This window comes from Serratia montpellierensis, assembly GCF_020858655.1.
Taxonomy (GTDB): domain Bacteria; phylum Pseudomonadota; class Gammaproteobacteria; order Enterobacterales; family Enterobacteriaceae; genus Serratia; species Serratia montpellierensis.
The window spans coordinates 272105-292792 of the sequence record NZ_VOSN01000002.1 but is presented as its reverse complement, the minus strand read 5'-3'; the positions used below and the strand labels follow the sequence as shown (position 1 = coordinate 292792).

20 protein-coding genes are annotated in these 20688 nt (G+C 62.6%); 5 read left to right on the top strand and 15 right to left on the bottom strand.

What is annotated here, in order from left to right:
• Positions 1–9: 9 nt before the first annotated feature.
• The 3 genes from FUU19_RS02620 (at position 10) to FUU19_RS02610 (ending at position 4133) form a co-directional block, all read left to right on the top strand.
• Positions 10–1518, top strand: a complete 1509-nt coding sequence (locus FUU19_RS02620) for a CoA-acylating methylmalonate-semialdehyde dehydrogenase (protein WP_230489562.1) — start codon at positions 10–12, stop codon at positions 1516–1518.
• Positions 1519–1644: 126 nt separating this feature from the next.
• The gene (locus FUU19_RS02615; RefSeq protein ID WP_025305170.1) at positions 1645–3021 is read left to right on the top strand and encodes an APC family permease; all 1377 of its coding nucleotides are present in this window, start codon (positions 1645–1647) and stop codon (positions 3019–3021) included.
• A 2-nt stretch (positions 3022–3023) separates the two neighbouring features.
• Positions 3024–4133 carry a DmpA family aminopeptidase gene (locus FUU19_RS02610; protein ID WP_230489561.1) on the top strand — a complete coding sequence of 370 codons (1110 nt, stop codon included), beginning with the start codon at positions 3024–3026 and terminating at the stop codon, positions 4131–4133.
• Between the two features lie 37 nt (positions 4134–4170).
• Here the strand turns inward: FUU19_RS02610 and FUU19_RS02605 are convergent, their stop codons facing one another.
• From FUU19_RS02605 to FUU19_RS02585, 5 genes are read right to left on the bottom strand one after another with little or no spacing between them, the layout of a single operon-like run.
• Positions 4171–5421 carry a phospholipase D-like domain-containing protein gene (locus FUU19_RS02605; protein ID WP_230489560.1) on the bottom strand — a complete coding sequence of 417 codons (1251 nt, stop codon included), beginning with the start codon at positions 5419–5421 and terminating at the stop codon, positions 4171–4173.
• Positions 5414–6064, bottom strand: coding sequence for a MotA/TolQ/ExbB proton channel family protein (locus tag FUU19_RS02600; RefSeq protein WP_230489559.1), 651 nt, complete (start codon positions 6062–6064; stop codon positions 5414–5416). Before FUU19_RS02600 ends, FUU19_RS02605 begins: the two co-directional genes overlap by 8 nt.
• A 46-nt stretch (positions 6065–6110) precedes the next feature.
• Positions 6111–8351, bottom strand: a complete 2241-nt coding sequence (locus FUU19_RS02595; RefSeq protein WP_230489558.1) for a TonB-dependent receptor family protein — start codon at positions 8349–8351, stop codon at positions 6111–6113.
• 39 nt (positions 8352–8390) lie between these two features.
• On the bottom strand, positions 8391–9137 hold the full coding sequence (locus tag FUU19_RS02590; protein ID WP_141971155.1) for an energy transducer TonB family protein: 747 nt from the start codon (positions 9135–9137) through the stop codon (positions 8391–8393).
• A 1-nt stretch (position 9138) separates the two neighbouring features.
• Positions 9139–9546, bottom strand: coding sequence for an ExbD/TolR family protein (locus FUU19_RS02585; RefSeq protein WP_141971157.1), 408 nt, complete (start codon positions 9544–9546; stop codon positions 9139–9141).
• Positions 9547–10088: 542 nt separating this feature from the next.
• Here FUU19_RS02585 and FUU19_RS02580 point away from each other — a divergent pair.
• On the top strand, positions 10089–10391 hold the full coding sequence (locus FUU19_RS02580; protein ID WP_004933246.1) for a DUF5862 family protein: 303 nt from the start codon (positions 10089–10091) through the stop codon (positions 10389–10391).
• 55 nt (positions 10392–10446) lie between these two features.
• Here FUU19_RS02580 and idi read toward each other — a convergent pair whose 3' ends face one another.
• The 5 genes from idi to FUU19_RS02555 all read right to left on the bottom strand — a co-directional run bounded on the left by idi (position 10447) and on the right by FUU19_RS02555 (position 13847).
• Positions 10447–11022 (bottom strand): isopentenyl-diphosphate Delta-isomerase, encoded by a 576-nt coding sequence (gene idi, locus FUU19_RS02575; protein ID WP_230489557.1) that lies wholly within the window; start codon positions 11020–11022, stop codon positions 10447–10449.
• A gap of 41 nt (positions 11023–11063) precedes the next feature.
• Entirely contained in the window at positions 11064–11291 is a 228-nt protein-coding gene (locus FUU19_RS02570) for a non-oxidative hydroxyarylic acid decarboxylases subunit D (RefSeq protein ID WP_230489556.1), read from the bottom strand.
• A 139-nt stretch (positions 11292–11430) separates the two neighbouring features.
• Positions 11431–12351: a L,D-transpeptidase family protein gene (locus FUU19_RS02565; RefSeq protein ID WP_038878352.1), complete on the bottom strand. Its 921-nt coding sequence runs from the start codon at positions 12349–12351 to the stop codon at positions 11431–11433.
• Positions 12352–12583: 232 nt separating this feature from the next.
• A complete protein-coding gene (locus FUU19_RS02560; protein ID WP_141971163.1) occupies positions 12584–13459 on the bottom strand; it encodes a helix-turn-helix domain-containing protein in 876 nt (291 codons plus the stop codon).
• Positions 13460–13469: 10 nt separating this feature from the next.
• Complete coding sequence (locus tag FUU19_RS02555) at positions 13470–13847, bottom strand: hypothetical protein (protein WP_141971165.1); 378 nt, start codon at positions 13845–13847, stop codon at positions 13470–13472.
• 120 nt (positions 13848–13967) lie between these two features.
• Between FUU19_RS02555 and FUU19_RS02550 the strand changes: the two genes are divergently transcribed.
• The gene (locus FUU19_RS02550; protein ID WP_230489555.1) at positions 13968–14789 is read left to right on the top strand and encodes an AraC family transcriptional regulator; all 822 of its coding nucleotides are present in this window, start codon (positions 13968–13970) and stop codon (positions 14787–14789) included.
• Positions 14790–14823: 34 nt separating this feature from the next.
• Here FUU19_RS02550 and FUU19_RS02545 read toward each other — a convergent pair whose 3' ends face one another.
• From FUU19_RS02545 to FUU19_RS02525, 5 genes are all read right to left on the bottom strand, one after another.
• Positions 14824–15960, bottom strand: a complete 1137-nt coding sequence (locus FUU19_RS02545; protein ID WP_033641738.1) for a porin — start codon at positions 15958–15960, stop codon at positions 14824–14826.
• 370 nt (positions 15961–16330) lie between these two features.
• Positions 16331–17101 (bottom strand): 3-hydroxybutyrate dehydrogenase, encoded by a 771-nt coding sequence (locus FUU19_RS02540; RefSeq protein WP_230489554.1) that lies wholly within the window; start codon positions 17099–17101, stop codon positions 16331–16333.
• Between the two features lie 12 nt (positions 17102–17113).
• Positions 17114–18505, bottom strand: coding sequence for a GntP family permease (locus FUU19_RS02535; protein WP_033641736.1), 1392 nt, complete (start codon positions 18503–18505; stop codon positions 17114–17116).
• 45 nt (positions 18506–18550) lie between these two features.
• Positions 18551–19474 carry a 3-hydroxyacyl-CoA dehydrogenase family protein gene (locus FUU19_RS02530; RefSeq protein ID WP_043136227.1) on the bottom strand — a complete coding sequence of 308 codons (924 nt, stop codon included), beginning with the start codon at positions 19472–19474 and terminating at the stop codon, positions 18551–18553.
• An 18-nt stretch (positions 19475–19492) separates the two neighbouring features.
• Positions 19493–20677, bottom strand: coding sequence for an acetyl-CoA C-acetyltransferase (locus FUU19_RS02525; protein ID WP_230489553.1), 1185 nt, complete (start codon positions 20675–20677; stop codon positions 19493–19495).
• Positions 20678–20688 lie beyond the last annotated feature (11 nt).

The window sequence follows — 20688 nt, the reverse complement described above, 5'->3', positions numbered from 1 at the left end:
GAGAAAACCATGACCATCACCCACTGGATCAACGGCGAGCCTGCCGCCGGCGGCGAACGCAGCCAGCCGGTTTACGACCCGGCCACCGGCCAATCGGCGCAGGAGGTGCAGCTGGCCGACCGCGCCACGGTGGAGCGCGCCATCGCCGCCGCCGAACAGGCCTATCCCGCCTGGCGCGACACCCCGCCGCTGAAGCGCGCGCGCATCATGATGAAGCTCAAGGATCTGCTGGAGCAGCACGCCGACGCCATCTGCCAACTGATCACCGCCGAGCACGGCAAGGTGCTCAGCGACGCCTTGGGCGAACTGCAGCGCGGCATCGAGAATATCGAATACGCCGGCTATGTGCCGGAACTGCTGAAGGGCGAACACAGCAAAGAGGCCGGTCCGGGCATCGACAGCTGGAGCGAGTTTCAGCCGCTGGGGGTGGTGGCGGGCATCACGCCGTTCAACTTCCCGGCGATGGTGCCGCTGTGGATGTGGCCGATGGCGGTCGCCTGCGGCAACACCTTCGTGCTGAAACCGTCCGAGCGCGTGCCTTCCGCCGCGCTGTATATCGCCCGGTTGGCGGCGGAAGCCGGGCTGCCGCCGGGGGTGCTCAACGTGGTCAACGGCGATCGCGAAGCGGTGGAGACGCTGCTGCATGACGGGCGCGTCAAAGCGATCAGCTTCGTCGGTTCGACGCCGGTGGCGGAGCACATCTATCACACCGGCTGCGCGCAGAACAAACGGGTGCAGGCGTTGGGCGGCGCTAAGAACCACGCGGTGGTGCTGCCGGACGCCGATATCCCCGGCGCGGTCGGCGCGCTGATGGGCGCCGCCTTCGGCTCCTGCGGCCAGCGTTGCATGGCCATCCCGCTGGTGGTGGCGGTGGGCGACGGCACCGCCGACGCGCTGATCGCCGGGCTGCGGCAACAGATGGCCGCCATGCGCGTCGGCCCCGGCAGCGACAACCGCAACGACATGGGGCCGCTGGTGACCCAACAGCATTATCAGAAGGTGAAAGGCTATATCGATCAGGGCGTGGCCGAAGGCGCCGAGCTGCTGGTGGACGGCCGCGAACTGAGCGTGATCGGCGCCGACGGCCGCCCCAGCCAGGGGTATTTCCTCGGCCCGACGCTGTTCGATCGCGTGACGCCCGGCATGCGCATCTATCAGGAAGAGATCTTCGGCCCGGTGCTCGGCGTGGTGCGCGCGGCATCGCTGCCGGAGGCGATGGCCATGATCGACGCACACGAATACGGCAACGGCACCTGCCTGTTCACCCGCGACGGCGAAGCGGCGCGCTACTTTTCCAGCCGCATTCAGGTCGGCATGGTGGGGATCAACGTGGCGCTGCCGGTGCCGGTGGCCTACCACTCGTTCGGCGGCTGGAAGCGCTCGCTGTTTGGCGATCTGCACGCCTACGGCCCGGACGCCGTCAGGTTCTACACCAAACGCAAGACCGTGACCCAGCGCTGGCCGGCCTCCGGCGATGCCCGCCGCGCCAGCTTCAGCTTCCCATCGGGGCAGGGGTAACACATAAGAACAATAAACTTCCGGGGAGCAACGCTCCCCGGCATTTAGCGCGCTCCATTTGATTCCTGCGTACAGCCTGTGCAGCAAAACAATAACTCACTCACACGTTAATGGAGTCGTTATCCCATGAAAGAGTCCGCCCCTGAACACACCTTCAAAGGCAATCTCAGCGTCCTCGACGTGGTGATGATCACCGCGTCCGGCGTGACGCCGGCCAGTTCGATCTTCGTTATCGCGCCGCTGGCGATCGCCAACGCCGGCAGCGGCGCCTTTCTGTCGTTTCTGATCGCCGCCTGCGTCGCCGCCGCCATCGCGCTGTGCTATGCCGAGCTCGGCGCCGCACACCCCAGCGCCGGCGGTGAATACAGCATCATCAAGCGCCTGTTCGGCACCCTGTGCGGGTTGCAGACCTACCTGTTTATCCTCAGCGCCTCGCTGTTCGTGCCGGCGGTACTGGCCACCGGCGCGGTGCCTTACCTGAACACCGCGCTGGGCACCCAGTTCGACGCCTCGACCGCCGGCATGCTCACCGTGCTGGTCGGCGGTATCTGCGCCATTTTCAACATCAAAGCCAACGCCCTGCTGACCGGCGCCTTCCTGGTGGTGGAAGTGGCGGTGCTGGCGCTGATCGCCTGGCTCGGCTTCAGCCACCCGCATCAGAGTACGGAGATCCTCACCGCGCCGGTGATGCTGGACGCGCAGGGCAGCCTGGCGCCGGTATCGCTGCCGCTGATCGTCGCCATGGTCGGGGTCGCGTTGTTCTCCTACAACGGCTACGGCGCGGCGGTGTACATGGCGGAAGACATGCGCGAACAGGGCAGGCCGATGGCGATCGCGATCATGCTGACGCTGGTCATCGTGGTGCTGGTGGAACTGGTGCCGTTCACCGCCCTGTTGATCGGCTCGCCGTCGCTGACGGAGATGGCCAAACAGGCCGATCCGGTCGGCTACGTGGTCACCCAGCTCGGCGGCCCGACACTGGCGCGGGTGGTGAGTGGCGCAATCTATCTGTCGGTGTTCAACGCCATTATCGCCATCGTGGCGCAGTTCAGCCGCATGATGTTCGCCAGCGGACGTGACGGCTTCTGGCTGCCGGCGTTCAACCGGGCGCTGAAAATCATCCACCCGCGCTTCGGCACCCCTTGGATCGCCACCCTGCTGTTCGGCGTGCCATCGGCGCTGCTGGCGTTTTGCTCCGATCTCGAATCGCTGACCTCGTTCACCGTGATCCTGTTGCTGCTGGTGTACATCATCATGGCGGTGGCGGCGCTGATCAGTCGCCGTCGCCGCCACTTCCACCATCCGTACCTGATGCCGCTGTGGCCGCTGCCGGTGGTGGTGGCGCTGCTGTGCTGCCTGTACGTGCTGTGGACGATTTTGATCGCCAGCAGCCTGAAAGACTTTATTATCATTGCCGGCATCATCGGCTTCGGGCTGGCGCTGAACCATCTGCGCGGCCGCCAGACGGCGCCCCTCGCCGCCCCCTCAATAGAAGGAGAATAACCATGACGCAGCGCGCTCAGGATCTGGGCATCATCATCGGACAGGGCACGCCCGGCCCGCTGAACGCCATCACCGACGTGCCCGGCGTGCGCGTTGGCCATGCCAGCCTGCATGCCGATTTAGCGGACGGGCGCAGCGTGCGCACCGGCGTGACGGTGATCGAACCGCGCCCCGGCTCCGCCCGCCACGCCCCCTGTTTCGCCGGCGTGCACGTGCTGAACGGCAACGGCGACGCCACCGGCCTGGAATGGGTGCGCGAAGCGGGCCTGCTGACCAGCCCGATCGCCTTCACCAACACCCACAGCGTGGGGGTAGTGCGCGATGCGCTGATCGCGCTGGAGCGTGAAGCGCTGCCCGCGAGCGACAATGCGGTGTACTGGAATATGCCGGTGGTGATGGAAACCTTCGACGGCCTGCTCAACGACATCAACGGCTTTCACGTCAAGGCCGAGCACGTGCGCCAGGCGCAGCAGGCGGCCCAGGGCGGCTTACCGCAGGAAGGCGCGGTCGGCGGCGGCAGCGGCATGATCTGCCATGAATTCAAAGGCGGCAGCGGCACCGCGTCGCGCCGCTTGCCCGCCGATCAGGGCGGCTGGACGGTGGGCGCCATCGTGCAGGCCAACCACGGCAAGCGCGAGTCGCTGCTGGTCGGCGGTTACCCGGTAGGCCGGCACCTGGGGCATCTCCCCTCGCCGTTCACGCCGCAGTTGCCGCATCCCGGCATGGGCTCCATCGTGGTGGCGCTGGCGACCGACGCGCCGCTGCTGCCGCACCAGTGTGCGCGACTGGCGCAGCGCGCCAGCATCGGCATCGCCCGCACCGGCGGCGGCACCGAGGACTCGAGCGGCGACATTTTCATCGCCTTCGCCACCGGCAACGACGGCCTGCCGCCCGCCGACTACGCCAATAAAGGCGCTTTCACCACGCCGCTGCGCATGGTGAACAACGACTACATTTCGGCGCTGTTCGCCGCGGCGGCGGAAGCGGTGGAAGAGGCGATCGTGAATGCGCTGCTGGCGGCCAATACCGTCAGCGGCAACGGCCACCGGGCGGAAGGATTGAGCGCCGAGCAGCTGGTGACGGCGCTGGAGCAGGCCGGCTGGCGACGGTAAAAAACACAGGGCGCGGGGATTAACCGCGCCCTGCTTATCAGGATTCGCCGCCCGGCTTGGGCGTCGGGTAGTCGTAATCCACCCGCAGCGGTTCAGCGTAGACGCTGTTCCACAGCTGTTGGTACAGCTGGTCCAACCGCCCGCTCATCGCCGCGCTGCGCATCACCAGCTCCAGATTGCGCGAGTTGTCCAGATAGCCGCCGGTCCAGTTGCTGGTGCCCACCCAGGCAATCTCATCGTCGATGGTCATCAGCTTGCTGTGGATCACGCGGGCAAACGGAATGAAGCCGCTGCTGGCCGGTGGTATGGTCACCACTTTGATCTGCACGTTCGGCACCAGCGCCAGGCTCTTCAGCCAGGCGATATCCGGCTTTTTGGTGTTCCAGTTGGCCACCATCAGCTCGATCTGCACCCCGCGCGCCGCCGCGCCGCGCAGCGCGTTGTCGATCACCGCGTAGAAGGGGCGGCTGCGTTCCGGGCCGAACGACAGCGGCGCGTAGTCCATCACCTGCACCCGCACCCGCCGCTTGGCGCCGGCCAGCAGGCGCGGCAGCTCGGCCTGCGAGTCAATCACCCCCGCCGGGTTGTAGGCGCGCGGGCTGGCCACCAGATAGTTGCCCTGCGTCGGCGCCGTCGTCGGCGAATCGGACAGCGGCGGCACCGGCTTATCCTGCGCCAGCAGCGCCTGCGCCTGCCAGTCCTGTTCGAAGATCGCCTGAATTTGTCCCACCACTTTGGCGTCGCTTATGCGCAGCCCGGTTTCGTGAATATGCTCCAGCGCGCGCCAGTCGAAGTTCTGGCTGCCGACGAACGCCTGCTCGCCGTCCACCAGCAGATACTTGGCGTGCAGGATGCCGCCGCTCAGCTTCTGGTAAGGAATAATGCGCAACTCCAGATTGGGGATTGCCTTCAGCTGTTCCAGCGTTTCGGCGGTAGAAATGCGAATGCCCTTCTCTTCCACCAAAAAGCGGATTTTCACCCCGCGTTCGCCGGCCGCCTTCAGGTGCTGCAGCACGCCGTCCAGCAGCGAACCGTCCTGATTCGCCACGTAGAACTGCCCCAGATCGATGCGGGTTTTCGCCGCGTCGAACATCTCGCGCCACACCTCGGCGGTGTTGCGCAGGTCGTCGGCCTGCAGCGCGGTTTCCACCGGCGCGGTGTACACCAGCTCATAGCCGGGAATCGCAAAACGCGCCGCAGCGCTCTGGCTCAACATCAACAAACAACCGCCCCACAATGCCGTATAAAGGCGGCCGAGCGGCCGCCGTACTGGATGGCCATTAGGCATAGCGCGGCGCTCCGCTGTCAACCCATTGTTCGCCGCTGCCGTTCTCCGGGCGGCTGGCCGGCTGGCCGGCGCGGATCAGCAGTACCTTCAGCAGCTCGTTGATGCGCTCCATGCGACTCTGCAGGAAGTTGTTGGCGACCAGGCACAGCAGCGCGATCGCTATGCCCAGCCCCGTGGCATACAGCGCGGTGCCCATCCCGGCCGACACCAGGCTCGGCTCGGACACCCCCGAGGCGGCCAGCGCCTTGAAGGTTTCGATGATCCCCATCACCGTGCCGAGCAACCCCAGTAACGGCGCGGCGGTGACCACGGTTTCCAGCAGCCACAGGCCGCGCGCCATCGGCGGCTTGCTCAGCAGGTACTGGGCGTCGATCAGATCGCCGATCGTTTCACGATCGCCGGCGCGGTGCTTCTGCGCCAATACCGGCGCGATCACCGCCATCGGCAGGCTGTTGCGCTGGGTCAGCTCGTCCGGCAGATCGGCGGCGCGGCGCACGTCCGGCGTCAGCGCCTGCTCCAGCCGGCGCGCCTGGCGTTGGGTATAGGCGAAGTACAGCGTGCGTTCGATGATGATCACCAGCGCGATCGCCAACGCGGCGTACATCACGTAGAAAATAATGTCGTGCAACAGATTGGCGTCCATACAGGGCTCCTCTTCCCCGCCGCCGGGCAGGCGGCGGGGTATTCAGTTAAAAGGTGGCTTCCAGCGAGACGCTGAAGGTGCGTTCTTCGCCGACGTTGTAATACGGCGTGCTGGCCTTCACGCCGCCGTAAGGCGCCGCGTTGAAGGTGGTGGTGCGCACCGAGGTCAGGTATTCCTTGTCAAACAGGTTGCTGATGCCAAAGCGCAGCGCGGCGCTCTTGACGATTTTCTTGTCCACCGGCAGATGCACCCCCGCCGCCAGATCGAACACCGTGCGGCCGCCGATCTTCTCGTCGTTGGTCAGATCGCCGTAGAACGAACTGACATACTTGCCGCTGACGCTGCCGTAATACAGCCCGTCGTCATAACCCAGCGTCATGTTCAGCAGGTTTTTCGGCACGTTCGGCACCTCTTTGCCGGAGGTCGGCAGCGGCAGCCCGTTGCTGACGATGTCGCTCTTCTGCTTCGACTCTGTGTAGGTATAAGAGGTGTAGTAGTTGAAGTTATGCGGCAGCTGGCCGCTCCACTCCAGCTCCAGCCCTTTGTTCTCCACGTTGCCGATGTTCATCATCTCGTAGTCGCCGGCCGAGTTGGTGGTGGAGATCTGGCGATCGCTGTAGCGCATGTAGAACAGCGTGGCGCTCAGCAGCATGTCTTCCTGCTGGAAACGCCAGCCCAGTTCGTGGTTCCAGCTAAGCTCCGGCTTGGTGCTGAGCGAGTCGCCGACGTTGTACAGCACGTAGTTTGGCGGCGTGCGCATGTTGCGCGTCAGGTTGTAGAACACCTGGTTTTCCTGGTTCACCTTATAGCTGGCGCTGAAGTTCGGCAGGAATTCGTGATAGGTGGCTTTGCGCTTCTCCGGCACGTTGTACAGGCTGCCGCGGTTGTCCCCTTTGCGCTCCACGTACTGATAGGCCAGGCCGCCGACGAAGGTCCAGTCCGGCGTGGCGAACCAGGTGTCCTGCAGCCACACCTTCTGCGCCGGGGTGATGGTGTACTGGTTGCGCCCCTGCACGGTATTGCCGTTGGCGTCTTTCACCTGATCGGAACCGCCCGGCTGCCCCCAAATCTGCGACGGGTTGCCGTCGCCCTTGATGCTGATGAACGGCTGGGTCTGCAGCTGACGCGCGCGCTCATACCAGTAGCCGATATCCAGGCTGTGCTGATCGTTAATGTCCCACTTCAGCTTGGTGGTGATGCCCGGTCGCCAGGTTTGGGTCCACGACGGGCGGTAGTAGGTGTTGGACTTCAGGTTGCTGAGATCGTACTGCCCGGCCTTGCTGGAGGTGCTGGACAGCACCGAGGCCGTCTGGCCGTTGAAGCTGCCGCCGTTGCCCCAGTAGTAATACGGCTGCAGAGTCAGCGACAGGTTATCGCGCAACTGCAGCTTCTGGGTGAACGACAGCGTGAAGTTCTCGAACGGGTTGCGTTCAATCTTGTAATACTTGTTCAACTGCCCTTTGTTGTTGTACTCCGGTGTGGTGACGTAGTCGGTGTCACGGCCGTCGTTTTGGAACTGCGCCTTGCTCAGGGTGTTGTAGTTGGTGTTGTTCTGGCGGTTGTACTTCATCACCAGATTGCTGCTGTTGCCGTTGCCGTCTTCATACAGCGAGTTCATCTCGAACTTGTCGGAATACAGTCGCCCCTCGCCGCGCCACTTCTTCGCTTCGGTGTGCGAATAGGAGAGCCAGTTGCTGAAGCCGTTGTACTCGCCGGTCTCGAGGCGGGCGAAGGTTTTGCTCAGGCTGTTGCTGCCCAGCGTCTGCTTGACGAAACCGCCGAAGTCTTTCGCCGGGCGGTGCGTCACCAGGCCGATGTTGCCACCGCTGGAGCCGATGTGCGGGCCGTCCGCTTCGGAAGAGCCCTGGGTGACGAACACCTCTTCCAGGTTCTCCGCATCGCCCAGCAGGTTCGGGTATACCGCGTAGTTGCCGGAGTCGTTGATCGGAATACCGTCCATCGACAGGCCGATCTGATCCGAGTTCATGCCGCGCATGGTGTAGTCCACGCCGCTCAGGCCGCTGGCGTCGTTGCTGTTGACGTTCAGGCCCGGCGTGTATTTCAGCTTATCGATGGCATTGGCCGCCGACGGCATTTTGTCCATCGCCTCTTTGGTGACGGTAGAACGCGCCTTGGCGCTGTCATCCTGCACCATCATGCCGCCGCCGAGCGACTGCCCCTTGACGCTGATGGTGCCGACATCGGTGGCGTCGGCCGCCAGCGCGGCGCCCGGCAGCATCGCCGACATCACCGCCAGATAGATCCCAGAACGATTAAACGATTTCATTGTGTGCATCCCATAAAAATCAAACGATTAACCCTTGCGCTAAGGCGCCTGATAATTGAACGTCGCGGTAAATCTTTTGGTTGTTTGCCCGGCGAATGCCTCGCTCGGGAACGGCTTTACTGAACTGATGCTTTGCAAGCTGCCCATCGCCGCGCGGTTCAGCAGCATGCTGGCGGCTTTGTTGGCGATGCCGGAAGAGAGCACCCGCCCGCTGCGATCGACCTCCAGCCACACTTCGACGTTGCCCTGCGGGCGCTCGAGCGAAGCCTGACGCCCGCTCGGGTAGCGCTTGCGCTGTTCCAGCTCGCGGCGTAAGGCCAGCAGATAGCCGTTTTCAATCGCCTGCGCATTCACCTTCGGCGCCGCCGGGGCAGCCGGTGCGGATTGCGTCGCCGGTTTGCTGACCAGCGCGCGCGGTGCAGCAGGCACCGGCGTCGGTTTAGGCTTCTCTACCGGTTTGGCTTTCTCTTTCACCGGTTTGGGTTTGGGCTTCGGCTGCGGTTTCGGCACCGGCTTGGCTTCCACGATCGGTTCCGGCGCCGGCACCACCGGTTCGGGGATCGGCTCCGGCTCGGGCGGCGGCGGTTCGGGCTGGGGTTCCGGCGGCGTTTCCGGTTGAGGTTCAGGCGCCGGTTCAGGCTCCACCAGCGCCAGCTCGATGGCGGTTTCGTCGTAGCGCGGCTGGATCTTCAGCGCCGCCTGCTGGCTGGCGAACAGCAGGCAACCGGCGACAATCAGCGCCGGCAACCAGCTGAAAAGATGACGTGAGCGATAGAGCAGATACATGTCACAGCTTCCGTGTCGCGATGGAGACGGAGAAGAAACCGCCCTGGCGCAGGTTGTCCATGACTGCCACCAGCCGCTCGACCGACACGCCCTTGTCGCTGTTGACGATGATGGTGGTAGTCTGGTTGGCCTGCTGCTGTTGCTTCAGCGTGTTGACCAACGCGTCGAGCGCGATCGGCTGGCCATCCAGCTGCAGCTGTTCGTCGGCCCCCAGCGTGACGATCGCTTTTTTCTGCGGTTTCAGCTGCTGCGCGCTGCCGGCAGACGGCAGCTGCGTTTTCAGCCCGAGCGCCGGAATGACGTTCAGGCTAATCAAGACGAAAAACACCAATAAAAACATCATCACGTCGATCATCGGGATCAGCTCGATGTGCGCTTTGTTCTTTTTCGGTTCGTTCCAGTTACGCATGACACTCCCTCCCAAAAGCGAAGCAGCCAATATAGGAGGGGTTTGTTTACCTTTTGTTACGCTTGTGTGATCTTATTTTCACAGCGTGGATTTTTTGCGAGAATTCTTTCAATGGCAGGCGATAACGAAGAAGATATAACTTATTAATTAGCTATAGTTTTTAATGGAATAATCACAGGACGGACGCACTCGCCTAACGGGTAGCAGAGCCTGAAATGTGAAAATAGTGACAGCCGCACCGGGCCCAGGGCAACGACGAGAAGAAATCGCCTCAGCCCGTCCGCAATAAGGGCATTATGATGCTTTCCACCGCTGCCTCCAGTGATATCACCTTTTTTAGCCAAGAAGATTCTCAATTCCCGTCATAAAAATATCGACAGAAAATAAATACTCGCATATATAACCAAACAATATTCCACGTTGGATATATTATTGCCAACGGCTTATCAGCTGTTATATTTTTAAATTGAAATAGCGCGTCAGCGTTATTTTCGGTATTAATTAAACTCACTAAGTCACCCTTTTATTTATAAGGATTGTATATGAAAGTACTTAGTCAATATGAAGAGCAGTACGTTAGCGGTGGCGATCTGAACGCGGCCTGGGATGGGTTGCTGGACGGCGCTATGACCGGCGCGCTGATTGCAGGCAAATCCGCAGGGGCCGGCGGCTTTATTGCCGGCGCCGTCGGCCAACTGGTCGGTACCATTATCGGCGGCGTCGCAGGCGGCGTGGGGCTGGGGCTGTATGGCCTGACGCATACGCAGCAGGAAGTGGCGGACTACGCAAAACATTTCCGCGAAACTATCGGCTCCACCTCGACCTCGGTCGGCGGCAGCCTATAAGCACGAATAGATAGTCACCCTCGCGGTGGCTATTTATTTTATTGCCAACCTCACCCTACGCGCCCGCTGAACGCGTTATCATTATCGCATCCCGATATTCTTTCAAGCCTGAGGTTATCGCCTCGGTATTCAATTGCGAAACCATCCACGGGCTGAAAGCGAAAGGCGTTAATTTTACCGCCGCCATTAAATGATTGAGCTCGGCCCAGGCATAATCCGCAACCTCATCCGGATTGCCATGGAGCGTGCCTTTAATTTGCGCGGCAAATACCGGGCAAACTTCATTCTCCATCACGCCGGACGCGTCGGTAGCCTGGTAGCTGAATGCCTCGCTCAACAGCATTATCTGCTCCACCTCCGTGCCCAGTTCAACCTGGGCGCGGCGCCTCACCGCCTGTGCCAGCGCCTCTTGCGGCAAGGGGTGGCCGCAAAAGGAATTGGTCCAAACGCCCGGCCACGCGGTTTTACTCAATGCGCGCCTTGTGGCCAGCACGTTGCCCTCTGGGGTAAAGAGGTAACATGAAAAGGCCAAATGCAGCGGCGTATGGTGCGTGTGCACCTGATTTTTCGGCATCGTTCCGCAAGGCTGCCAGGCGGCATCGAGCAAAACGACGTCTTCGTTATTCATCATTGCGATTTCCATAAAAGACGGATGCTTGCCCGCCTTCAGTCTCATTTCGTCAGAAGAGGAGGAATGGCCGGCACGTCCGGCGCATTATCGATATCCTGCTGAGTCATGCGAAACTCAGGCGGATAATGTTCCCGTTCCGTTCTGCCAGCAGGCTCGGTATTCCGCCAGGTATAAAGACAGTGCTGGCATTGATATACCGTCCCTACGCCCTTCATCGGTGAATGTATCATGATGTCTGTCTGTTTATCGGCCCGACAAGGGCAAATCATAGGATCGCCTTAAGGACGGTTAGCCGGCATGGCGGTCAATTGTATCCCCCCCAGGCCGGCCTCATCAGAGGGTACAAAAATCATAAAAAAAGACGCCCGCAGGCGTCTTCTTGGCATTTTCACTGGGGCCGGAAGGCTTTCAGTTCACTTTCACCGGCATACCGGAACGGGCTTTGATCGCCGCGTCCACTTCGCTCTGGTTAACACCGGCGTCCATCAGCACTTTGCCGACCGGGGCGGAAATGGTCAGCGGCACCGGATCTTTGGATTGCAGCTGCTCTTCGTTGGCCGACAGCGGGTTGTGCACTTCCACGTAGCGCGAGCCGTCCGGTTCGACGGTGGCTTTCATCGGTTCGTTGATGAACTGCACGCGGGTGCCGACCGGCACTTTCTCGAACAGGTACTTGATGTCGTCGGCACGCAGACGCACGCAGCCGTGGCTCACGCGCAGGCCGATACCGAAGTTGGCGTTGGTGCCGTGGATGGCGTACAGGCGGCCAACATACAGCGCATACAGCCCCATCGGGTTGTCCGGGCCGGCCGGGAACACCGCAGGCAGGATCTCGCCGTCAGCCGCATATTCAGCGCGCATCTTGGCGGTCGGCGTCCAGGTCGGGCCGTCTTTCTTGCGCTGCACGGTGGTGGTCCAGTTCAGCGGGGTGTCTTTACCCAGCTGGCCGATGCCGATCGGCAGCACCACCACGGTGTTGGAACCTTTCGGGTAGTAGTACAGACGCATCTCGGCGCTGTTGATGATGATGCCTTCACGCGGCGCGTCCGGCAGGATCAGCTGCTGCGGAATGGTCAGGGTGCTGCCGGCCTTCGGCAGGAACGGATCCACGCCCGGGTTAGCCTCCAGCATGTTGCTCAGCCCCATCTGATACTGGGCGGCGAAGCTTTCCAGCGGCAGTTTGCTGTCTTCCGGTACGGTGATTTGGATATTCTCGCCCACCAAACGGCTGTCTTTTGGCGGCAGCGGGTAGACGACGGCGAAGGCAGCCTGGCTGAATGCAACCAGTGCCGTAAACAGGGTTAGTAACGCGCGAATGCTCATTTTCATCTTCGTGTTGGTCAAGGCCACTGGCGATTATGGGTATCGGTTTCTACGGCCACTTTGCCCCGCTGAATTTCAGCCGGCAGCCAACGGCGCTGCGGCCTGAAAAGCCAGGGGGGTTTGACCGGATGCGCATTATATGTGCACATCAATCAAAGTGTGAACCATTACCGATGTAATATCGCAATTTTTTGTAACCTGACGCGCCACGAAGGCGATTTTTTGCGAGAACCGCCGCCTAACTGGCGGCGGCCAACGCTTCCACCCGCCGGATTGGGATCAGATATTCACAGCGGATCGCCGCGCCGCCGAGCGGGCAGCTGCCCTCCTGCGCCGGGTAGAAACGCTCGATATCCTGCCCCGGCCGGCGGATGGCGTTCATCTGTGGCATCGCGGTGTCATACAGCCGCACGATAAAGTTTTGTAACCCTTCCGCCAGCCCTTGATAGGTGAAACGGGCATACTCCCCCTGTTCGATAGTCACCCGCTCTCCCATCGCCCCTTCATCCGGCAGAGCGGCGGTATAGGCCATGCGCGGGCAGCCCCGGCGTTGCCTGTCGACCTCCAGGCTAGTGAGGCCGTACACCACCTCCGGCAGTGCTTGCGGCCGCAGCAGCTGCCGCCAGGCATGGCGACGCAGCTCGCATTTGGAATCCGCCAACTGCCCCAGCGTGAAGCTGCGGCGCTGGGTGTTGCCCACCAGCTGCATGGCGGGCAGCGTCACGATGTCGGCCTGCGGCAACGGCGCCTCGGTCAGCCGCAGCGGCGGCTGCAGGCCATAGCTCGACCAATCCTGGCTGCGGCGATAGCTGGCCGGCGGCAGACCGAACTGCTTGCGAAAGCAACGGGTGAAGGTTTGCTGTGAATCGAACTGGTAAGTATCGGCGATGCAGGCCACGCTGGTGCCGGTCAGGCGCAGTTCGCGCGCAGCGGCGGTCAGCCTTCTGCGACGCGCGTAAGTGCCGAGAATATGGCCGGTATGCTGCTTGAATATCCGCTGCAAATGCCACTTGGAGTAGCCGGACTTGGCGGCGATGTCGTCCAGCGTCAGCGGCTGATCCAGGCTCTGCTCGATCCAGGCCAGCAGCTGTTCAATCACCTGTTGCTGGTGCATGGTATTCCCCTTATTTTAACAGTAACGTCTGCGCCAATACCCGGCCTGCGGCCTCATCGGCGGCCACCAGTATCGGATAGCCCCAGAATTTGGCGCCGTATTCGGCGAATTCTTCCGCCGCCGCGCGTTTGGCATCGTCCGGCTCCAGCATGATCATGCCTTTCACCCACAGCTTCAGCGCCTCGCGGTTATCGCGTTTCCACAGCGCCACCTGGGTGCGAGCATCACGATCGTGTTCTTCACCTTCATCGCCGACGCTGCGGTCGGTCATCAAGACAAAAGGTTCGGCGCGCGCCAACAGCGCGCTGAATTCAGCCAGCTCGGCCTGGGTATCGCGCCCGTTGCGGCGCATCCACACCAGCGGAAAAGTGGCGGTATCGAGTGACATAATCAGTTTCCTCGCGAAAGGGTTTAGGACTGGCGCTTACTTTATCGGCACCGGCGCTAGACCACATTGCGCAATCAGGACATAATACTTTTCAATTCCGCCAAATTGAGAATTGTTCTCATGAAAGTACAGATCCCTCGCCGCAATATCGATATCGATCAGGTGCCACGCCCGCTGTTCGCCGTACAGAGTTCCACTATCGAACAGGACTGGGAAGTCGAGCCGCACCGTCATCAAAAGGCGCAGCTGATCTATACCGTGCGCGGCATGATCCGCTGCGAAGTGGAAAACGGCCTGTGGCTGGTGCCACCGCAGTGCGCGCTGTGGATGCCGGGCAACGTGTTGCACAACGCCCAGGGCGCCGGCTCGAGCGAGGCTTACTGCCTGTTCGTCGATCAACACGTCGTCGCCGGCTTGCCGCAAAGCTGCTGCACGCTGTCGGTCTCGCCGCTGCTGCGCGAACTGCTGCTGCAGGCCACCACCTTCGAGCCGCTCTACGACGAACAGGGCGCCGAAGGACGCCTGACGGCGGTACTGCTGGATCAGCTGGTGGCCGCGCCGATCGAGAATCTGCACCTGCCGGTGTCCGACGACGCGCGCATCCGGCAGTTGACCGAAGGCATGCTGAACAGCCCGGCGGACAAATCCACCCTCGGGCAGTGGGCGCAGCGCATCGGCATGAGCGAGCGTTCCCTCAGCCGCACCTTGCAACAGCAGATGGGCATGAGCTTCGGCCACTGGCGGCGCCAGCTACACGTGATGCTGGCGCTGCAGCGCTTGACGCAGGGTGAGAGCGTACAGACGGTGGCGCTGGATCTGGGCTACGAAAGCGCCAGCGGCTTCGTCACCATGTTCAGAAAGGCAGTGGGCAAACCGCCGGCGCGTTATCTGGCGGAACGCAACGCCTCTGGGCAACCCCTGGGCGGCGCGATCAGCATGTGAACGGCCGGCGAATGCCGGCCCGGCAAGACACCGATCAGAAGTCGTAGAACACCGTAATCCAGGTGGAATCCGGCTCGTTGTCGCTGCTGTTGGCCAGCGTGCGCTCCACATACACTGACAGGCCGTAACCGATGGTGGTGCCCGCGCCGAGATAGACGTGGTTGGCGTGATACGCCTCGTCCCCCTTCAGCCGCAGCGAGTCCGCCGCCACGTAAGGCTGGACGGATTTGAGGAACGGCTTGTCGATATTGAAGGTGTAACCGACAAAGCCTTCCAGCCCGTAGCCGTCACCGGCGAAGAAGTGCGACAGCGTGCGCTGGCGGGTGCTCGGCACATAGTCTTTGTAATAGCTGGCGGTGCCGACGATGTACCAGTTGTTCGGCTGCCAGGTTAACGCGGTGCCGGACAGCTGCTGGTGATAATCCTTTTCGCTGTACAGATTGTCTTTGATCTTCGCGTCGGTATAACTGTAGGCCGCGCTGAAGGTGAAGTCTTTCGTCACCTTGTAATCGAAGCCCAACCCACCCCCGCCCTTGCGGCGATAAATCAGGTTATCCGCAGTGTGCAGATCGTCTTCCGGCAATAAATAGTTGGCGTACAGCGTCACCGGCCCGAAATCATTGGTGTACTTGAGGCTGTTTTTCGGTTTATTGCCGCCGTCATAATCGCCGGAAATACCGATGCCGGTGCCGCCCGCATGGCCATCGTTATCCCAGACGTCGCTTTTGATGCCGACCACCGAATAATAGATGCCGTATTGATGGCCGTAGGTCAGGGTGCCGTAACGATCGTCTTTGAAACCGGCGTACAGCTGGCGCTGATAGTCGCGCTTGCCGTCTTCGTTATAGTGCCCGTCCCAGCTGAGCGCGTGCGCCAGATCCACGCCCCACTCGTAATAGCCGATGATCGAGGTGTCCTGCGTCAGCGCATAGTCGCCGCTGAAGCGAAAACGCGTGCCGCCGTCGTGGCCATTTTTGTCATAGCCCGGCTCCGGGCCGTTATTGAAGATCCACTCGGGGCGAATGCTGCCGCCCACCTTGACACTGAGCGGCGCCAGCAACACATTGCTCTGCGGGTTTTTATCCAGAATGGTGATCTCGGCCTGTGCGCCGGCGGATAACGCCGACAGCAAGACGCCGCCAATGAATATTGGCGTTGTATTTTTTCTCATTATTACCCCTGCCCGAAAAATTATTGTTATAAACACGGTGGTCTTAAGCCACGCGGAAATAATTACCCGATGTAAACAGCGCACGCAAGATATAAAAATTCACGACATAACCTGTCATTATTTCAGGTTGGATTTAATTTCAGCAAAAACGTGTTCATCTGTAACGCGAAGAAAAATAATGCAATAACCGCAGCACAAAATAAACCAATCCGCACGTTTCACCCAAAATAACCCGGCGTGATTATCCGGGAATAAAAATAGCAAATAACAAATAAATATTATTGCCGCAGGTAAACCGTCACGCAGGGGAATTAACTAAAGGCGGGAAATAACGACGGAGCGCGTCGCGCGCTCCGGGAGAGAGAATTCACTACTGCGCCAGCCAGCCGCCGTCCATGTTCCAGGCGGCGCCGCGCACCTGCGCCGCCGCATCGCTGCACAGGAACAGCGCCAGCTCGCCGAGCTGCTCAGGCGTGACGAACGCTTGCGAAGGCTGCTTCTCCGCCAACAGCTCATCGCGCGCCTGCTGCGGATCAGTCCCGGCGGCAATGCGTTTGTCGATCTGCTGCTGCACCAGCGGCGTCAGCACCCAGCCGGGGCAGATGGCGTTGCAGGTGACAGGCGTGCGCGCGGTCTCCAGCGCCAGCGTCTTGGTCAGCCCCACCACGCCGTGCTTGGCCGCCACATAGGCCGACTTGTCTTTCGACGCCACCAGCCCGTGCACCGACGCCACGTTGATGATGCGCCCCCAGTTACGCTCGCGCATCCCCGGCAGCGCCAATCGGCAGGTGTGGAACACCGCCGACAGGTTGATGGCGAGGATGGCGTTCCATTTCTCCACCGGGAACTGATCCAGCGGCGCCACATGCTGAATGCCGGCGTTGTTCACCAGAATGTCCACGCCACCGAACTCGCGTTCGGCATACTGCATCATGTCCGCTATCTGGCCCGCATCGCCGAGATCGGCGCCGTGATACCCCGGCGCGGCGCCCAGCCGCGCGACCTGCATTTGCGCCTGCGCCACGTCGCCGAAGCCGTTGAGGATCACGCGCGCGCCGGCGGCGGCCAACACGGACGCTATCCCGAGGCCGATGCCGCTGGTCGAGCCGGTCACCAGCGCGGTTTTGCCTTGTACACTCATGGTATCGCTCCTTTAAACAATGCCGGTCAGGTAGAACACGCCGATCACGAACAGCACCGCGGCGCTCTTGATCAGGGTGATGGCGAAGATGCCGCCATAGGCCTGCCGGTGGCTAAGGCCGGTGATCGCCAGCAGGGTGATCACCGCGCCGTTGTGCGGCAAGGTGTCCATGCCGCCGCTGGCCATCGAGGCCACACGGTGCAGCACCTCCAGCGGAATCTGTGCCGCATGGGCGGCGGCGATAAAGCTGTCGGACATCGCCGCCAGCGCGATGCTCATGCCGCCGGAGGCCGATCCGGTGATGCCGGCCAGCAGGGTAACGCTGATCGCTTCGTTCAGCAGCGGGTTGGGGATCGCCGACAGCGCCTGCGACAGCACCAAAAAGCCCGGCAGCGCCGCGATCACCGCGCCGAAGCCGTATTCGGAGGCGGTGTTCATCGCCGCCAGGATCGCGCCGCCGACCGCCGTCTTGCTGCCTTCCGCCAGCCGGCCGCGAATATTGCGAAAGCCGAACACCACCACCAGCAGAATACCCGACACCAGCGCCGCTTCCACCGCCCAGATGGCGGTGATCTTCGCCACGTCGGTGGTGATCGGCTTGGCCAGCCCCGGCAGCGTCAGCTCGTGGCTGGCGCCGTACCACTGCGGGATCCAATGGGTGAAGCCAAGGTTGAATACCCCGACCAAAATCAACGGCAGGATGGCGATCAGCGGATTCGGCAGGTTGATGTCGTCCGGGGTTTCCGGCTCGTTCAGCAGATCGGTGCCGTACCCTTCTCCCTTCAGCTGCGCCTTGCGCCGCTGGCGTTCAAGATACAGCAGACCGACCGCGATGATGAACAGCGAGCCGATCAACCCCAGCCAGGGCGCGGCCCAGGCATTGGTGCCGAAGAAACTGGTCGGGATGATGTTTTGGATCTGCGGCGTGCCGGGCAAGGCGTCCATGGTGAAGGAGAAGGCGCCGAGCGCCACGGTAGCCGGGATCAGCCGCTTGGGGATACCACTCTGGCGGAACAGCTCGGCGGCGAACGGATAGACCGCGAACGCCACCACGAACAGCGACACCCCGCCGTAGGTCAGCAGCGCGCACACCAGCACGATCACCGGAATGGCGTGACGCCGGCCGAGAATGCGGATCGCCGCCGCGACGATCGAACGGGAGAAGCCGGACAGCTCGATCAGCTTGCCGAACACCGCCCCCAGCAGGAACACCGGGAAGTAGAGCTTCACGAAGCCGACCATCTTCTCCATAAACAGCCCGGTGAAGGTCGGCGCCACCGCGCCGGGATCGGTCAACAGCACCGCGCCCAGCGCGGCGATCGGGGCGAACAAAATCACGCTGTAGCCGCGATAGGCGGCCAGCATCAGTAATCCCAGTGCTGCCAGGGCAATCAAAACGCTCATCGGACACCTCGCTATCGTTGTTATTGTCAGGTACGGAGTGCGAAATTACGGTTTCAGCGCAAAGCGCAGCTGATGCGCCCGTCGCCGTTGAATGCGTTCCCTGCGGGCTTCATCCCAAAGATAAAATCCTCGGCCGCTGCGCTGGCCGGTATCGCCGCGCTGCAGCCGCTGTTCCACCAGCGCCATCATCTCGTCGCCGGTCGCCAGTTCCGGGAACAGGTGGCGAGCGATGTCCGCCACCGTCGCCAGCCCGGTCATGTCGGCGGCCTCCAGCGGGCCGACCATGGCGTAACGCCGCCCCAGCGAGGCGCGCATCACCTGATCCACCACCTCGGCGCTGGCGATGCCGCTGTGGACGATGTGCAGCGCCTCGCGCAGCACCGCAAACTGCAGCCGGTTGCCGACAAACCCCGGCGCGGCGCGCTCCAGCAGCACCGCCTCCAACGCCATCCCGCCGAGCAGCGCCTGCACCGCCGCCAGATGGCGCGGATCGGTGGCGCGGCCGGGCACGATCTCCACCAGCGGGATCAGGTGCGGCGGGTGCCAGAAGTGGGCGATCAGCAGGCGCTGCGGATGGGTCATGCGCGCCGCCAACTCGTCCGGCGGCAGGCCGCTGGTGTTGCTGGCAATCACCGCGTCGTCGGCGATCAGCCCTTCCAACTGCTCATACAGCGCGTGCTTCAGCTCGAGCCGTTCCGGGATCGCCTCGATAAGCAGCCGGGCGCGCGCCACGTCGTTCAGATCGCCGGTCACACGCAGGCGCGCCAGCGCCGCATCGCGCTCAGCGTTATCAAACTGCCCGACGTCGCTCAGCTCGGCCAGAATGCCGCTCGCCACCGCAGGCGCTTCCACCCGCCGCTGCGGATCCGGGTCATACAGCAGCACCTCATGGCCGTGGCGAATAAAGTGGGTGGCGATACCCACCCCCATCAGCCCGGCGCCCAGTACCGCATAGTCAGATGACTGCATGGTGCCCTCCTCGGTTGTTTACGGGCGCTCTACCGCCAGCGCCACGCCCTGCCCGCCGCCGATGCACAGCATCGCCAGCCCCTTGTTCACCCCACGGCGCTGCATTTCGAACAGCAACGACACCAAAATGCGGCAGCCGGACGCGCCGATCGGATGCCCCAGCGCGATCGCCCCGCCGTTGACGTTGACCCGCTCCGCCTCCCAGCCCAGTTCTTTGCCCACCGCCAGCGCCTGCGCGGCGAAGGCTTCGTTGGCTTCGATCAGATCGACCTCCTCCAGCCGCCAGCCGGCTTTCTCCAGGCAGCGGCGCGCGGCCGGCGCCGGGCCGATGCCCATGATCGCCGGATCGACGCCCGACGACGCGTAACCGGCGATGCGCGCCAGCACCGGCAAGCGCAGCGCGGCGGCTTTTTCCGCGCTCATCAGCAGCACCACGGCGGCGCCGTCGTTGAGCGACGAGGCGTTGCCGGCGGTTACCGTGCCCTCCTTGCTGAACGCCGGGCGCAGCCGCGCCAGCGCCTCCAGGCTGGTGTCGCGCGGCTGTTCGTCGTGCTTAACAAGCAACGCTTCGCCCTTCGGCTTCGGCACCGTCACTGGCGTGATCTCCTGCACAAAACGCCCGGCCTGCTGCGCCGCCTGCGCCTTCTGCTGCGAGCGCAGCGCGAACCTGTCTTGTTCTTCCCTGCTGATGGCGAATTTCTCCGCCAGGTTCTCGGCGGTGATGCCCATGTGGTAGTCGTTGAACGCGTCCCACAGGCCATCGTGGATCACGCTGTCCACCATCTGCGCGTGACCGAGGCGCAGGCCGGCGCGCGCACCGGCCATCAGGTAAGGCGACTGGCTCATGCTCTCCTGGCCGCCGGCGATCACCGCCTCGGCGTCGCCGCTGCGGATCGCCTGCACCGCCAGATGCACCGCCTTCAAACCAGAGCCGCACACCTTGTTGATGGTCAGCGCCGGCGTCGTCACGGGCAGCCCGGCATTCAGCGCGGTCTGGCGCGCCGGATTCTGCCCGCAGCCGGCGGTCAGCACCTGGCCGAGGATCACTTCATCGATCTGCTGCGGCGCCACGCCGCTTTGCGCCAGCAGCCCCTGCACCGCCGCCGTGCCCAGTTCCACCGCCGTCAGCGGCGCCAGCGCGCCGTGAAAACTGCCGACCGGCGTGCGCGTCGCCGCCACAATCACCACTTCACGTTGTTGCACATTCACCTCCC

Excerpts from the sequence above, each read along its gene's own strand:
- FUU19_RS02570 (WP_230489556.1), bottom strand. The coding sequence starts at position 11,291 with ATGATTTGCCCTTGTCGGGCCGATAAACAGACAGACATCATGATACAT.
- FUU19_RS02550 (WP_230489555.1), top strand. The coding sequence starts at position 13,968 with ATGAAAGTACAGATCCCTCGCCGCAATATCGATATCGATCAGGTGCCA.
- FUU19_RS02600 (WP_230489559.1), bottom strand. The coding sequence starts at position 6,064 with ATGGACGCCAATCTGTTGCACGACATTATTTTCTACGTGATGTACGCC.
- FUU19_RS02605 (WP_230489560.1), bottom strand. The coding sequence starts at position 5,421 with ATGCCTAATGGCCATCCAGTACGGCGGCCGCTCGGCCGCCTTTATACG.
- idi (WP_230489557.1), bottom strand. The coding sequence starts at position 11,022 with ATGATGAATAACGAAGACGTCGTTTTGCTCGATGCCGCCTGGCAGCCT.
- FUU19_RS02530 (WP_043136227.1), bottom strand. The coding sequence starts at position 19,474 with ATGCAGTCATCTGACTATGCGGTACTGGGCGCCGGGCTGATGGGGGTG.
- FUU19_RS02555 (WP_141971165.1), bottom strand. The coding sequence starts at position 13,847 with ATGTCACTCGATACCGCCACTTTTCCGCTGGTGTGGATGCGCCGCAAC.
- FUU19_RS02615 (WP_025305170.1), top strand. The coding sequence starts at position 1,645 with ATGAAAGAGTCCGCCCCTGAACACACCTTCAAAGGCAATCTCAGCGTC.
- FUU19_RS02595 (WP_230489558.1), bottom strand. The coding sequence starts at position 8,351 with ATGAAATCGTTTAATCGTTCTGGGATCTATCTGGCGGTGATGTCGGCG.
- FUU19_RS02565 (WP_038878352.1), bottom strand. The coding sequence starts at position 12,351 with ATGAAAATGAGCATTCGCGCGTTACTAACCCTGTTTACGGCACTGGTT.
- FUU19_RS02545 (WP_033641738.1), bottom strand. The coding sequence starts at position 15,960 with ATGAGAAAAAATACAACGCCAATATTCATTGGCGGCGTCTTGCTGTCG.
- FUU19_RS02585 (WP_141971157.1), bottom strand. The coding sequence starts at position 9,546 with ATGCGTAACTGGAACGAACCGAAAAAGAACAAAGCGCACATCGAGCTG.
- FUU19_RS02620 (WP_230489562.1), top strand. The coding sequence starts at position 10 with ATGACCATCACCCACTGGATCAACGGCGAGCCTGCCGCCGGCGGCGAA.
- FUU19_RS02540 (WP_230489554.1), bottom strand. The coding sequence starts at position 17,101 with ATGAGTGTACAAGGCAAAACCGCGCTGGTGACCGGCTCGACCAGCGGC.
- FUU19_RS02560 (WP_141971163.1), bottom strand. The coding sequence starts at position 13,459 with ATGCACCAGCAACAGGTGATTGAACAGCTGCTGGCCTGGATCGAGCAG.
- FUU19_RS02610 (WP_230489561.1), top strand. The coding sequence starts at position 3,024 with ATGACGCAGCGCGCTCAGGATCTGGGCATCATCATCGGACAGGGCACG.
- FUU19_RS02580 (WP_004933246.1), top strand. The coding sequence starts at position 10,089 with ATGAAAGTACTTAGTCAATATGAAGAGCAGTACGTTAGCGGTGGCGAT.
- FUU19_RS02590 (WP_141971155.1), bottom strand. The coding sequence starts at position 9,137 with ATGTATCTGCTCTATCGCTCACGTCATCTTTTCAGCTGGTTGCCGGCG.
- FUU19_RS02535 (WP_033641736.1), bottom strand. The coding sequence starts at position 18,505 with ATGAGCGTTTTGATTGCCCTGGCAGCACTGGGATTACTGATGCTGGCC.